Origin of the sequence: Aquimarina spongiae (assembly GCF_900141785.1) — a bacterium.
Classification (GTDB): Bacteria; Bacteroidota; Bacteroidia; order Flavobacteriales; family Flavobacteriaceae; genus Aquimarina; species Aquimarina spongiae.
Genome location: NZ_FQYP01000001.1, coordinates 952,350 through 967,161, shown reverse-complemented (window position 1 = coordinate 967,161; position 14,812 = coordinate 952,350). Strand labels below are relative to the sequence as shown.

The window sequence follows — 14,812 nt, the reverse complement described above, 5'->3', positions numbered from 1 at the left end:
CATTCTTTTTGCGGTTTTTGTATCAATTATCCTGTTTGAAGTAAATTTCTTATAGCTATTGTGAGAAATAACTTATTAACAAGAAGCTGAAAGTGTAAATTGTTGACATTTAGAGTCTTAAGTTATTTTAGAGGCGTAAAATACAGGTTGTCAACACACTACATAATGATTTGGTAACATACATCAATAGCAGATTAAACAAAATAATTTTAGTTTCGGCATTGATTAACAAACTAACTCTCAACACAATGAAAAAGACATTACTTTGGGTAATGTTGGCGATTTGCACAATTGCAACTGGCCAAGTACCATCATACTATAATGATGTAAATCTTACTTTATCGGGCACAGCTTTACAAAATGAACTAGCTGCAAAAGTAACTAATACACATACCAACTTTTTGAGCTATACTCCTGGTGTGTGGAATGCTTTGCAGCAAACAGACTTAGATCCTAATGATGCATCTAGAGTATTTTTAATTTATGGTTATAATGATACCGATGGAAACTCTACTACAGATAGAACCAGAGGAGTAAATAATAACGGAGGAGGATCTACCGATTGGAATAGGGAACACGTATACCCAAGATCTTTGGGTCAACCTAATTTAGGAAGCGAAGGACCAGGATCGGATGCGCATCATCTTAGACCAGCAGATGTTCAACGAAACTCATCCAGAGGAAATAGAAAATTTGCAGATGGTAGTGGTAACTCTGGAGCAACTGCGCAAGGACATTGGTACCCTGGGGATGAATGGAAAGGAGATGTAGCTAGAATGATGATGTATATGTATATCAGATATGGCAGTCGTTGTTTACCAACCAATGTAGGAGTAGGAACTGCGGCGAGCAGTGATGCAAATATGCTTCAGTTATTCTTGGAATGGAATGCCGAAGATCCAGTTTCTCAATTAGAATTACAACGAAATCCAATTTTGGAAAATATCCAAGGGAATCGAAATCCTTTTATAGATAATCCGGCATTCGCAACTCAAATTTGGGGAGGACCACAAGCCGAAGACCGTTTTGGGAATAGCGGAGGTGGAGGAGAAGATACCGTAGCACCTTCAACTCCAACAAGCTTGGTTGCGAGCGGTGTTACAACAACTTCGGTAAATTTATCCTGGAATGTTTCAACTGATAATGTAGGGGTAACGGGATACGATGTATATAGAAATAGTACGATTTTAGGAACATCAACGTCAAATAACTATTCAGTAACAGGTTTATCTGCAAATACATCATACACTTTCTTTGTCAGAGCAAAAGATGCTGCAGGCAATATCTCTGGTAATAGCAATACAGTTAATGTTACTACCGAAGATAATTCCTCAGGAGGAGGAAGCGCTACAGAACTTTTTATTTCGGAATATGTAGAAGGTTCTTCGAATAATAAAGCTATAGAAATAGCCAATTATACTGGTTCATCAGTAAATCTATCTGGATACGAACTAAGAAGACAAACCAATGGTTCTGGTTCTTGGTCTTCGGGAGTTGCACTATCAGGAACTCTTGCTAATAACGATGTGTTTGTAGTGGCTAATAGCTCGGCAAGTACGACAGTATTAAATGTTGCAGATCTTACTACAGGAGATTCTAGCATGACGTTTAACGGAAATGACCCTGTTGGATTATTCAAAAACGGAACCCTGATTGATATTGTAGGTACATTTAATGGAGGTTCTTCGAATTTTGCTAAAGACACTACTTTGAGAAGAAAATCGAATATTTCTTCTCCTTCTGCGTCATATACGGTATCAGAATGGGATTCTTTTTCGCAGAATACCTTTGATGATTTGGGAAACCATAATTTTAATGGAGGAGGAGGTTCTGGTCCAGATACCCAGGCTCCAACAACTCCAACAGGAGTTAGTGCGAGCAATATTACTCAAACTACTTTAGATCTAAGCTGGAATGCTTCTACCGACAATGTTGACGTTACTCAATATGAAGTGATCCAAAACGGAATAGTGCTAGGAACCACTGCTTCAACTAATTTTTCTGTTTCAGGATTGTCGGCTTCTACAACTTATACTTTTGAAGTAATTGCTTACGATGCTGCCAATAATGCTTCAAATAGTGCATCGATCAACGCTACCACTATTGGTGAAGTGTTGGTGTACTGCGCCTCAAGAGGAAATAATGTAAATTATGAGTTTATTGATTTTGTTGGGATTGGCGGTATTGCCAATACGACGGCCGGAAATGGTGGATATGGAGACTTTACCAGTCAGACAGGAAACCTACCTTACGGTTCGAATACGATCGTATTAAGTATTGGATTCAGAAGTGCGTCGTATACAGAACATTGGGGTGTATGGATTGATTTTAATAAGAATGGTTCTTTCGACTCTTCAGAGAAAGTGGTTACTGGATCAACTTCTAACTCAGGAAACTTATCCTATACATTCATAGTTCCTTCTTCTGCACTAGCAGGTACCACAAGAATGAGAGTTGCGATGAAATGGAATGGTGCACCAACACCATGCGAGACTTTTGGTTACGGAGAAGTAGAGGATTATACAGTAAATATAGGAACGTCCTCGACTCGTGCTTCGGAAGTTGTAAAAACTGATGGTGTTTTGCAGGAAGAAGGAAAAGTATTCGCTGCAAAAGTAACACCTAATCCTACATCCAATTTTATGCAGATTAAGGTTGCAGATCAAAGAGAGGCTACTTTCACTTTGGTTACTGTTCAAGGAAAAATCATAAAAAAAGGAAAGGTAACCGATAATAAGGTACATCTAGATGGGGTAGCACCTGGTTTATATCTGGTCAACGTTAATGATGGAAATCGAACAATTTCCAGAAAAGTGATCGTGAAGTAGATACGAGAACAATTATCATAATAATATTAAAAAACGCCTTTGCATTTTGTAAAGGTGTTTTTTTGTGGTTTTCCTGGAAAGAAAAGATATCCTTTTTTTGATAAAAAAATGTAGGTAATATCTTGCAATCTGACTTTTTAAGAGGCAGAACATGCGCTTTATACTATTTTAATAATTAGTTTTTTGTATTTATTTACTAGTATATTACGATGAAATACACTTTTCTAGAAGTAATATGTAGGTTTTTAGAATTTTTTCGAGTTGTCTTGTAGTTTTTTTCCTATCAAATTGTCAGTTTTTTCGCGGGTTTTGAAAGGTTTTATTCATTCGGCTTAAATATTTTGCGGAAAAACCACGTCTAGAGTTTTCTTTTAAATCGTAAATTTAGAATAGATCAATATTTGATCTTTGTTCGTATAAAACCTACTTAAAAGAAAGCTATGAATAAGAATTATTTTTACTGAGTCTTGGTTGGATCATCCCCCAATGATCTATTCTCATTTCTAAGTATCTCGTAAGGCCTTCCCCAAAGCCTAATTTTCTTACAAGTCAGTCCAGGTTTTTAGTTACGTATACTTAATGTATATGCCGTTTGGTATAATTCATTGATCTAATTGTAATGCTGATCAAATGAATAACAATTTTTGTGTAATTGGAAATATAATTGAAGAATGAACATATCTACTAATTTTAATGTGTTTTGTGATCGTTTACAAGTTTCTGAAAAGAAAAAATCGATCATTACACTCCGTTATAACGCTATCTGTAAAAAATTGAATAATGACTTTTGGGATTTAAATACCGACGATGGTGGTATCTACGTCGGTAGTTACGGCAGAGGAACGGCAAGTGGAAACATCGATACGGTAGAAATGATATTTGAAATGCCATCTCAATTGCTTTCTAAATACACTAATGCGAAGGGCAAAGCACAATTTAAGTTTTTGGAATCTGTTCGTAAATCTATTGCAGCTGTATATCCTAATACAACAATAGAGAATGGAGATTTTGGCATTAGAGTTCGTTTTTTTGACGGGATGTACTTTTTTATTGCTCCAGTGTTTTATAAAGATAATACCCATCATCTTTATGCAGATTTATGCAAAGGAGGGAGTTGGAAGGAAAAGAATTTCCGAAAAGAGGAAGAAATCATAAAGATTGAAGATGAAGAGGTTTATCATAATTTTACGCAGTTGTGTAAAATGGCAAAAGCATGGAAATGGCATTGTGAAATTCCGATTGAAGATGCGCTAATAGACACTTTGGTTTGTAACTTTTTGAATTCCTGGTCCTATAAGAAAGAGTCGTATTCTTATTATGATATTATGTGTAAGGATTTCTTCGAATTTCTTACTAATCAAAGGACATTCAAAAAGGAATGGAATCATATCGGTGGATTTCTTGTGATTCCAAATGCATTAAATTTCAGATACAAGGCAATCATGGCATATCATAAAGCAGAAAGCGCAATCATTTTTTCAAGAGGAAATGAACCTTGGTTGGCAGCGCAAAAATGGAAGGAGATTTTCGGGAACGATTTTCCAGATACCGTTGCTGTAAATAGACAGCTTAAAGAATTGAAAAACAACGTTTTACAGGTTAATAAGGCGCAAAAGGCGTGGATTAAAAAATTAGAAAGACAACGACTTATAGTCATAGTAGCTCAAATATTATCTGGGGTAATGATACCAGGGGCTCTGGTAGCTTTGGAGTTATTTGAGAATTTCAATATTGGTTTTATGTTGTTTATGTTGGCAACTACAGTGTTTATTATTACCCTCGCTTACAGAAAAACAAATCATATTACTACCATTTTGAGGCACAAAGTATCTGCTTCGTTTACCAGTACCATACAACAACAACTACAGGAGTTGATTCGAGATTTTAATGATCAGGATATTGATGTGGCTATTATCAAAGACAAGAAACAGAAAATTATCTCGAAGCTACGATCTTTGTGCATTGTAACTCCAACGAGCAGTAGTAAAAAGTATATAGAAGCAATTCATAGATTACGAGAAAAAGCTTTCCTTAGAAACTATACTACCAATGCCGATGTATCTGGATATTTTGTTCCTTCCTGGAGCACACATCAATTCCAAAAAGAAGGGTATATCCAGCCCATTTTAAATTATCAAAACTAATCACTTGGATTATTCTTTTTCCCCTTATCATCTTTAAATTTTATTGATGTATTTTGATTTATTGGTAATTGCCTATCTTGTAAGGAAATAACCAACTTTATCTTTGGGGATGATTGATTTCACACGTCTTAAACAACGACTGTATAGCGATGGACCAAAAGGTCTCTTTTTATTTATTGTTTTATTGGGCATTCTGCCGGCAATAGAAGACTTTTCTCTTTTTGCTGTTTTTGGGTTTTCGATAACCAAGTTTCATGTTCATGAAGAGTTCCGGTTGTTGTATTCGATACCTTTATATCTTATTCCTATAGCATTGTTATTGGTAATGCATGGTAAAAGTTATTCCCGAATTTTGGGTTTGTTACCGGCTTTTTTTGCGGGATATGTACATTTGATAGGTACTTCTGAAAATGTCTCTTTGGAACAGTATGAAGCGTTGATAGGGATTCTTCATTTTGCCTGCTATAAAATTGCCTTTTTATACTTCATTAAAGAAGGAAAACTACGATCATTACCATTTGTATTGATTTTGATTGTCATTTGGATATTACTGGATATCCAGCACCTTATACTTTTTCTTACGTATACAATTCTTGTTCGCTTCTTATACCTGGCTTTGAAACAGAACATCTCGATTTTTAAGGAAACAGGAATGAAACGTACCTTGTTTCTTATGGCGAAATCATTTCTGTATTGGTCTCCTTTATTGATTTTTATTATTCCCGGGGCAATTATCAGTTCAAAAGCAAATAAAGCTGCAATCGATCAAATTTATGATCACACTTTTATGGAATCTACAGATCAAAGTAGAAAGTACAAACGGGATCAATTTGAAAAAGATTTAGAGTATTCCTTGGAAGCAGAAATGATATGTATGAAGGAAGCTGTGGAGAATGGAACAGGCAAAATGTATACCATTGTCAAAAATAAAACCGAAAAACTGGATGAAGAAGTTGGGGACGTATATAAGGGAGTTTTTAAACCAAAACTTACGGATATAGCTCCTTTCTTTAAAGATGAAGATTGTGGGTTTTGGGGGAAACTCAATTTTCCTTGTCAGGCAAAGAACAGTGCAAAAGAAACAGTACGAGATACCTATTCAGAACAACGCAGATTGATGCTATCGGGACTCACCGAAATGGTACGAAACTCTGCAAATAGTACAGAAGAAGAAGTCAAGCAATCTACAGAACAGATTAATGCAGCAATCAACCAAGAGATAGATGGAGCGATTGGGTACATGAAATTTACGGTGCAATCTAGTTTTGACATGATTATTTTTATCAATCTACTTTTGGATATTGCTTTTGGCTTTTTAATCCTAAAGAGTTTTATGTATGTGTTTTCGAGAGTTGCATTCTCTTCGGATGATGAAAACTATGTTACATTGTTAGAATCTAATGATATTGAGTCTAAAGGAAAGTTGATAAAACATGGTAACGAATTTCATTTAGACCCAAAAACAGTAAATGAAGACTACTATTTATCCCGATCTTTTGAACCTAGTGGTAGGGCTCCTAAATTTTCTATTCCTCAATGGAAATCAGCGATTATAGGCAGAATTTTAACTCGAAACTATGCTATGAACAAGGTCATTCTAAAATCCAGGCCAGAAGAAGTCTATTTTAAAGCTATGGGAAGTCATGAGTTTGTAGAGTGGGATATACGAGAAGGGGAAGAAGTGGTGTTTCATTTCAAAAATTTTGTGGGAATGAGTGAAGGGATTACGATCTCTGCTCTAGTAAGTTTACGCTTAACCTCATTGCTTTTTGGGCGTATTATATTTACTACGGCCAAGGGACCAGGGAAACTAATTTTATTGACCAAAGGAGAACCGATCACCGCAGATCATGTTACAGCCAATGCAAGTGTGGCTACTAGTAGGATAATGGCTTGGCAGAAAAATACACGTTTTAATGTAGAATCAGAATTAAATCTGGTCGATGTATTTATGAGTGGGATTTATCTTAAAAAGAAAGAGAACGATCTCATTCTTATCGATGCCGATGTAAAAGGCCCCTCAAAAAATGGAATCGTTCGTTTTATAAAGAATTTTATACTACCCGTGTAGTACTTATTCCACCGGAATACAAAAGTCTACGACACACTTTTTTTCTGGATGCTCATTAAAGTTATTATGGTAGATTTCATAAGGATCTTGCGCTGCCTTTTTGTATCCATTTTCATTCATCCATACAAATAAGCCCGTCCATGCTTTCTCAAACTCTTCTACACCAATGGTATAACTACCAACAATACATCTGCTATTAGGGATCTGTATGCGTCCCATTTCATTACCTAATTTTACGGAACCATCAATAGCAATACAAGCACTCATTCGTACTTTATCTGGAGCAGTAATTTTAAAACTATCATGATAAATAGTGATCACTTTTGTTTCCTGAATATCTAACAACCCTTTGGGAATTGCCCATTTCATCAAACTGTCATAAGCTTTTCCTAAGTTTTTAGCGCCTATAGCGGTTACATAGGCTAGTTCGGTTTGTGGCATTTCTTTTACTTCTATTTTTGCGTTCATGGTAACCCATTTTTTAAGATTAATAGTGTTACAAATGTATTCTTCGAATAGAAGCTCTTGTTGTCCATTCTTGCTTTTGACTTTCCTTATCTTGCTATATTTGCTAGGTGTTTGTTCTCTGAATTGAGAAGGGCTTATTCCATAAAATTTCTTGAATGCTTTCGAAAACGAAGAGCTGCTACCAAAACCATATCGAGTATATATATCGGTAATTGAAATGTCTTTTCGACGAGAGAGCAAGGCTGCCGTTTTTTCGATTCGTTTTCGAGTGATGTACGCGTTCAGGGGTTCTCCTGTAATCAATTTAAATACTCTATGAAAATGAAAAGGAGAATAGTGCGCAATAGTGGCTATAGATTCTAAAGAAAGGGGAGAGTCCAAATGGTTATCGATATAAACAAATACATTATTTATTCTTTTAACGTAATCATTTTGTGATTCAATAGTATCCAAAGTTTTCTTATTTGTAATGGTTGGTAAGGAAGTCAACAATGTCCTCAAATATCAGGAATTGTATATAAAAAATCCAAGACCAAAATAAGAATTAAATATGGCTAAGAAGCATTTAGAATTCTCTTATCAATTTATTTTTAATTATTAGAGGCAATTAATAAATGTGTCCCTGCTTTGTCTTTTGTGTCTAGTTTGATCGCCAATACCTTATTTGGAGCCTGAAAAACATGGGTAGTAGCGTTGTCTTTTTTATCAGATTTGGATAGGGTATACTTGGTCAAAAATTTGGATAACAACTTAAGTACATAATTATTATCATTGGTGAGATACGCGACTTGTTTGGTTTTCTTGTTGATGCGAACACCATAAAAATAAGGACTTTCCTGATTCCATTGGTAAAAAACATACTTTTCATTCGGTTCTTGTACTTCTAAGAAATTTCTTTGTTTTAAATGTGAATTAAAAGAAGACATGTTTCCTGATGATGCCAGATCTGAAAGGGTAGACCAATCCTTTTCGTCAAGATGTTGTGCAAAATTAGGAGTAGAATATAAAAGGCAACCTAGTGTAAGAACAAATAAAAATCGCATACTAATTCATTTATGTATAATAACGGAAGAGTAAGTGATTTATGATAGACTAACTGATGTAGTTCCAGATATTCTTATGTTTCGCCATTTGCTGATAGGTGTAGAGCAGTACTTTGTTTTTGTCCAAGGCCAAAGAAGGGTCTTCTTTTAACACTTTCATGGCGTAGTACCGAGCTGTTTTTAAAATCTCGTTGTCCTTTACAATATCTGCTATTTTCAGATTCAAAACACCGCTTTGCTGCGTCCCCATAATATCTCCAGGTCCTCTAAGTTTAAGATCAACTTCGGCAATATCAAATCCATCATTGGTTCTTACCATGGTTTCCAGTCTTGTCTTGCTGTCTGATGATAATTTGTGACTGGTCATAAGGATACAATAACTTTGTTCTGCACCTCGTCCCACTCTTCCTCGCAATTGATGCAATTGTGACAGCCCAAAACGCTCTGCACTTTCGATAATCATAACACTTGCATTAGGCACATTTACGCCAACTTCAATTACTGTTGTTGCGACCATAATTTGAGTTTCACCTTTTACAAAACGTTCCATCTCATAGTCTTTGTCGGCAGGTTTCATTTTACCATGTACAATAGAAATCTGATAGTTAGGCATAGGGAAGGAGCGGGCTATACTCTCATATCCATCCATCAGATCTTTATAATCCATGGCTTCAGACTCTTGTATCAATGGATATACTATATAGATCTGTCTTCCTTTTTGGATTTCGTCAGCAATAAATTTAAATACCTTTAGTCGGTTACTATCATATCGATGCACTGTTTTGATGGCTTTTCGACCTGGTGGTAATTCATCAATAACCGAAATATCCAAATCTCCATATAAACTCATCGCCAACGTCCTGGGTATGGGTGTAGCGGTCATTACTAAGACATGAGGAGGATAATCATTTTTATGCCATAGTTTTGAACGTTGTGCTACCCCAAATCGATGCTGTTCATCGATAATGGCCAATCCTAAATTTTTGAATTGTACTTTATCTTCCAAAACAGCATGAGTGCCGATTAGTATATGTAGAGATCCGTCTTCTAATTCTTGATGTATTATTTTTCGTTCTTTGGCAGTAGAACTCCCCATCAACAGCTTTACATTGATATCCATGTCTTTGGTAAGCTCTGTAATCCCCTGATAGTGTTGGTTTGCCAAAATAGCAGTAGGAGCCATCAAACAAGCCTGAAAACCATTATCGATCGCCAATAACATGGCCATTAGTCCTACAATCGTTTTCCCCGAACCCACATCTCCTTGTAGCAATCGATTCATTTGTGCACTACTACCAATATCATTTCGAATTTCTTTAATCACTCTTTTTTGAGCATTGGTCAATTCGAAAGGTAAATGCTCTTTGTAGAACGTGTTAAAATAAGTACCCACTTCTGTAAAGGGATATCCTTTTATTTTCTGTTTGCGAATCAGTTTTTTGGTGATTAACTGAAGTTGAATATAAAATAGCTCTTCAAATTTAAGTCGGTATTGAGCCTTGGACAGCAATTCCTGACTTTTTGGAAAATGCACATTAAAAATGGCTTCACTTTTTGAAATCAATTTTAACTCCTCCAGAATTTCTTTAGAAAGTGTATCATAAAAACGCACTTTGGTTTCTACAAACAATTGCTGCATCATCTTCATGATCACCCGATTGGTAATACCTTTATTCGATAATTTTTCTGTTGAAGGATATACCGGTTGCATAACCGTTCTCAGGTTTTGCTCATGTTCTGCGAGCAGTTCCATTTCTGGATGAGGCATGCTATACCCATTGTAATATTTTGTTTTACCAAAAATTACATAAGGTGTATTGAGTTTCAGATTTTCTCGAATCCATTTGTGTCCTCTAAACCAAACCAGCTCCATCTCTCCAGTATCATCAATAAATTTGGCAACAAGACGTTTCCCTCTTTTTTGCTCTACGGTTTTGATATGAACAATTTTACCTACTATTTGTACTTCGGCAGAAGTTCTTTGCAATTGATTGATCTTGTAATAATGAGTTTTGTCAATATATCGGTTCGGAAACAAATTGATCAAATCCTGATAGGTATGAATTCCTAATTCTGAACGCAAAAGATCCGCGCGAGAAGGTCCAACGCCTTTTAAGTAATCTATTGGTGTTTGTAAGATATTAGTATTCATTAGGACGAATATAGTACTTATTGGCATATTGTTCAATGCCAAAATTGTCACAATGCTGCTGTAAATTCGTTATTTTGGCAAAACATTTGATTTACCAATTTTATGAGGCTTTTTATATATACGTTGTGTACCATTTTTTCACTGTCCCTTTTTGCTCAAGAAACGGGCACAAGTGTCAAAAAAATAAGTTCAAAGGCACAACCTTCTGTAGATTTTAGCAATGCAAAAGTTAGGATTTCCTTATTTCCAGAGCAGAAACAAATTGAAGGTATGGTAACATACGACTTTGAGGTAGTAAGTAATACACCGTCTTTTTGGATTGATGCTCAAAAAATGACGATCAATTCAGTTGCTTTAGACGGCAAAGAAGTCAAATTTGATTACGATGATTCCAAAATCCTAGTTCAATCAGATTTTAAAGAAGGTAATACCCACAAAGTATCGGTGAGTTATACTGCTTCACCCACAAAAGCATTGTATTTTGTTAAGGATTATTCCGGAAATCATCAGATTTGGACTCAGGGCCAAGGGAAATATTCTTCAAATTGGGTACCTAGTTTTGACGATATGAATGAAAAGGTAGAATTTGATCTTACTATCGATTATAAAAAAGGTTTTGAGGTAATAGCAAATGGTAAGCTTGAAAAAATGGAAGCTATCAATGATTCAGTTAATCGTTGGCAGTATGATATGAAAGCCCCAATGAGTAGTTATTTGTTAGCGTTTGCTGCTGGAAAATATGAAAAGGTGGTAGAAACATCTGCCAGTGGTATCCCGTTGGAAATGTACTTTTATCCTGAAGTAAAAGACAAATTTGAGTCTACGTATAAGCACAGTAAGCGCATGTTTGATTTCTTGGAAGAAGAAATAGGATATGCTTATCCATGGCAGAATTATAAACAAATACCTGTTAAGGATTTTCTATATGCAGGTATGGAAAATACGGGAACCACCATTTTCTCTGATGCTTTTCTAGTAGATGAGATCGCATTTGTTGATAGAAACTACATCAATGTAAACGCTCACGAACTTGCACATCAATGGTTTGGTGATTTGATTACCGAAACCGAAGGGACACACCATTGGTTGCAAGAAGGCTTTGCTACCTATTATGCGCTTTTGATAGAGAAGGATATTTTTGGAGAAGATTATTTTTTATACAAATTGTATGAAAGTGCAGAGCAGCTTACAGAATTATCAAAGTCAAAACAAGCTACTTCATTGTTGGACCCCAAAGCAAGTTCATTGACGTTCTATCAACGAGGAGCTTGGGTGTTATATGCGCTTCGGGATCTTATAGGAGATACCAGTTTTAAGATTACAATACATAACTTTCTAGAAAAGTATAAGTTCAAGAATGTCGAGACGGAGAACTTTTTTGATATTGCTGAAGAAGTATCTGGTAAAGAATTAGATGATTTTGTGACCTTATGGTTAGAAAACATTGAGTTTCCATCCCAACACGCTTTGGACATATTAACCAAATCAGCTTTTATCAAAAAGTACCTCGGCTTAGCCCAAGAGCGTACACAACCTATAGCTGGTAAATGGGGAACGCTTGCAAAATCACTTGATTTCCCGGTTAATGATTATATCGGACAGGAAGTAGTGTATCAACTGGCAGGAGATACCTCTCCAGAAGTAATCGCTCTATACGATCAGGCATTCGAAACGAACAATATATTTGTTAGACAAGCTATAGCAAGTACCTTGAGCAAAATACCCAAAGGGTTACAGGAACAATACGAGTCATTACTAAAAGATGATTCGTATGCTACCATAGAACCTGCATTGTACCATTTGTGGGCAAATTTCCCAGAAAAACGAAGTGAATATTTGGAAAGCACCAAAGAGATTATAGGGTTTAATGATAAAAATGTGAGGATTCTATGGTTGGTTTTAGCATTAAGCACCCAAGAGTATCAAACGCAAAATCATCAAGGTTTTTTTCAAGAATTATCAGGTTACACTTCATCCAAATATAATTTTAGTACAAGAGAAAATGCATTTGCCTATTTGGAGAGTTTACAGGCGTTTTCAGAGCATTCTATGATAGATCTGGTAGATGGTGCTACGCATCACAATTGGCGTTTTAGAAATTCGTGTCGAAAAATTTTAGATAAACTCTTGAAAGAAGAAAAATATCGAAAGAAATATGTAGATTTAAAGAATAGTTTACCAAAAAATCAACAGGATTTTTTACAAAAAAAATTAACCCCATAATGTAAAATATGCGAGCATTGGTAATTTCTGGTGGAGGAAGCAAAGGAGCCTTTGCCGGAGGAGTTGCACAGTACCTAATTAACGATTTAGGAAGGAAGTACGATCTTTTTATAGGTACTTCTACTGGTAGTTTGTTGGTATCTCATTTAGCACTCTCCAAGATTGAAGAGATCAAAAAGTTCTACACTTCAGTAAACCAATCTTCGATATTTAGAAACTGTCCATTTATCGTTAAAAAGAAAAGGGGATATACCAATATTAGTATCAATCATTTTAATGTACTTCGTAATTTACTAAAGAAACGAAAGTCTTTTGGGGATAGCCGAAACCTTAGGGATCTCATTGAATCTGCTATCTCGGAAACCTTTTTTGAAACTTTGAAGTTCAATTACCCAGAGGTAATCGTAACAGTTACTAACCTTTCTACAAATAAAGTAGAGTATAAGTCCGTTAAAGAATGTGAGTATGAAGATTTTTTGGATTGGATCTGGATTTCATGCAATTACCCACCTTTTATGAGTTTAGTACGTAAAAATAATTGTGATTATGTAGATGGAGGACTGGGATCTATGGTACCTATAGAAGAGGCCATCCGTAGAGGAGCAACAGAACTGGATGTAATTGTTTTGGAGACCGAAGTGAATTACCTCAATCGTATGCCTACCAAAAACCCATTTTCTCTGATTACCAATATGGTAAATTTTATGATGGACCAAATCGAACATCAAAATATTAGAATTGGCAAATTTCAGGCAAAAGAATACAATGTAGCTATGGATTTGTATTATACGCCTACAGTGTTAACTACAAATTCGTTGATTTTTGATAAAGAAAAAATGACAGAATGGTGGACAAGAGGCTACAAATTTGCAAAACAAAAGAACCTATCTAATAGACTGTAATATGAAAGCCCTAGTTATATCAGGAGGAGGAAGTAAAGGAGCCTATGCAGGAGGCGTTGCTCAATATTTAATTCAGGAACAAGGAAAGAAATACGATTTGTTTTTGGGAACTTCTACCGGGAGTTTATTAATTCCACAATTGGCGTTGGGCAATGTCGAGAAGGTCTATGATATTTACACTAACGTGAATCAACGAACGATTTTTAATGTAAATCCTTTTCGAGTACGTAGAAAAGGAAACAGAGAATTCGTTTCTATTAATTTTTTGTCTTCGTTGTGGCAATTTATCAAGTTGAAAAGAACATTTGGTGAAAGTAAAAATCTACGCCGGGCCATACGAAGAAATTTTACCGAATTAGAATTTAGAATGGCACAGGAACGTGTAGAGGATGTAGTAGTCACCGTTTCTAATCTTACCAAAAGTAAAACGGAATACAAATCGATCAACGATTTTTCTTATGAGGATTTTTGTGATTGGATCTGGATTTCTTGCAATTATATTCCTTTTATGAGCTTAGCTACCAAAAATGGTTGTGAGTATGCCGATGGAGGATTTGGATGCATGGTTCCTATTAGAGAAGCCATAAAGAGAGGGGCAACAGAAGTAGATGCTATTATTCTGGAATCCGAGAATATGGAGCATAACAAAGTATTAGGTAAAAATCCATTTTCTTTGATGGTCAACTTGTTTGGATATATGTTGGATCAGGTAGAAGGACATGATACCGTTCTGGGTAAGCTGGCAGCAGTAAACAAAGACGTTCCTCTCAACTTATATTACACTCCTTCAAAACTTACCGAGAATTCTTTGGTCTTCAATAAAAAATTAATGCGTAGCTGGTGGCGTCAAGGTTTTGAATATGCCGAACAAAAGGCTAAGCAAGCCGAAGAAAATAAACTTAAGGATATTGATATGGCGGGATAAACCTGCTCTTTCAATGGTTAAATATTTTGTTCTCAGTAATTATACCAATTTTGTTA

9 protein-coding genes are annotated in these 14,812 nt (G+C 35.6%); 6 read left to right on the top strand and 3 right to left on the bottom strand.

Features of this window, described 5'->3' with window-relative positions:
* The first annotated feature begins 248 nt into the window (after positions 1-248).
* The 3 genes from BUE24_RS04335 to BUE24_RS04325 all read left to right on the top strand — a co-directional run bounded on the left by BUE24_RS04335 (position 249) and on the right by BUE24_RS04325 (position 7,043).
* Positions 249-2,828, top strand: coding sequence for an endonuclease (locus BUE24_RS04335; protein ID WP_084549390.1), 2,580 nt, complete (start codon positions 249-251; stop codon positions 2,826-2,828).
* Positions 2,829-3,499: 671 nt separating this feature from the next.
* A complete protein-coding gene (locus BUE24_RS04330) occupies positions 3,500-4,972 on the top strand; it encodes an SMODS domain-containing nucleotidyltransferase (RefSeq protein WP_073314231.1) in 1,473 nt (490 codons plus the stop codon).
* 109 nt (positions 4,973-5,081) lie between these two features.
* Positions 5,082-7,043: an AIM24 family protein gene (locus BUE24_RS04325; protein WP_073314230.1), complete on the top strand. Its 1,962-nt coding sequence runs from the start codon at positions 5,082-5,084 to the stop codon at positions 7,041-7,043.
* 3 nt (positions 7,044-7,046) lie between these two features.
* Here BUE24_RS04325 and BUE24_RS04320 read toward each other — a convergent pair whose 3' ends face one another.
* The 3 genes from BUE24_RS04320 to recG all read right to left on the bottom strand — a co-directional run bounded on the left by BUE24_RS04320 (position 7,047) and on the right by recG (position 10,706).
* Entirely contained in the window at positions 7,047-7,964 is a 918-nt protein-coding gene (locus tag BUE24_RS04320; protein ID WP_073314228.1) for an AraC family transcriptional regulator, read from the bottom strand.
* 137 nt (positions 7,965-8,101) lie between these two features.
* A complete protein-coding gene (locus BUE24_RS04315) occupies positions 8,102-8,554 on the bottom strand; it encodes a hypothetical protein (RefSeq protein ID WP_073314226.1) in 453 nt (150 codons plus the stop codon).
* Between the two features lie 49 nt (positions 8,555-8,603).
* Complete coding sequence (recG, locus tag BUE24_RS04310; protein WP_073314224.1) at positions 8,604-10,706, bottom strand: ATP-dependent DNA helicase RecG; 2,103 nt, start codon at positions 10,704-10,706, stop codon at positions 8,604-8,606.
* A gap of 102 nt (positions 10,707-10,808) precedes the next feature.
* On the opposite strand from recG, the gene BUE24_RS04305 reads away from it, so the two are divergent.
* The 3 genes from BUE24_RS04305 to BUE24_RS04295 are packed head-to-tail and all read left to right on the top strand — an operon-like array spanning position 10,809 to position 14,756.
* A complete protein-coding gene (locus BUE24_RS04305; RefSeq protein ID WP_084549389.1) occupies positions 10,809-12,929 on the top strand; it encodes a M1 family metallopeptidase in 2,121 nt (706 codons plus the stop codon).
* 8 nt (positions 12,930-12,937) lie between these two features.
* A complete protein-coding gene (locus BUE24_RS04300) occupies positions 12,938-13,831 on the top strand; it encodes a patatin-like phospholipase family protein (protein WP_073314222.1) in 894 nt (297 codons plus the stop codon).
* Between the two features lies 1 nt (position 13,832).
* Positions 13,833-14,756 carry a patatin-like phospholipase family protein gene (locus BUE24_RS04295; RefSeq protein ID WP_073314220.1) on the top strand — a complete coding sequence of 308 codons (924 nt, stop codon included), beginning with the start codon at positions 13,833-13,835 and terminating at the stop codon, positions 14,754-14,756.
* Positions 14,757-14,812 lie beyond the last annotated feature (56 nt).

What these genes read in the sequence shown, in the direction of transcription:
- BUE24_RS04335 (WP_084549390.1), top strand. Translation starts at nt 249, where the DNA reads ATGAAAAAGACATTACTTTGGGTAATGTTGGCGATTTGCACAATTGCA.
- BUE24_RS04330 (WP_073314231.1), top strand. Translation starts at nt 3,500, where the DNA reads ATGAACATATCTACTAATTTTAATGTGTTTTGTGATCGTTTACAAGTT.
- BUE24_RS04325 (WP_073314230.1), top strand. Translation starts at nt 5,082, where the DNA reads ATGATTGATTTCACACGTCTTAAACAACGACTGTATAGCGATGGACCA.
- BUE24_RS04315 (WP_073314226.1), bottom strand. Translation starts at nt 8,554, where the DNA reads ATGCGATTTTTATTTGTTCTTACACTAGGTTGCCTTTTATATTCTACT.
- recG (WP_073314224.1), bottom strand. Translation starts at nt 10,706, where the DNA reads ATGAATACTAATATCTTACAAACACCAATAGATTACTTAAAAGGCGTT.
- BUE24_RS04305 (WP_084549389.1), top strand. Translation starts at nt 10,809, where the DNA reads ATGAGGCTTTTTATATATACGTTGTGTACCATTTTTTCACTGTCCCTT.
- BUE24_RS04300 (WP_073314222.1), top strand. Translation starts at nt 12,938, where the DNA reads ATGCGAGCATTGGTAATTTCTGGTGGAGGAAGCAAAGGAGCCTTTGCC.
- BUE24_RS04295 (WP_073314220.1), top strand. Translation starts at nt 13,833, where the DNA reads ATGAAAGCCCTAGTTATATCAGGAGGAGGAAGTAAAGGAGCCTATGCA.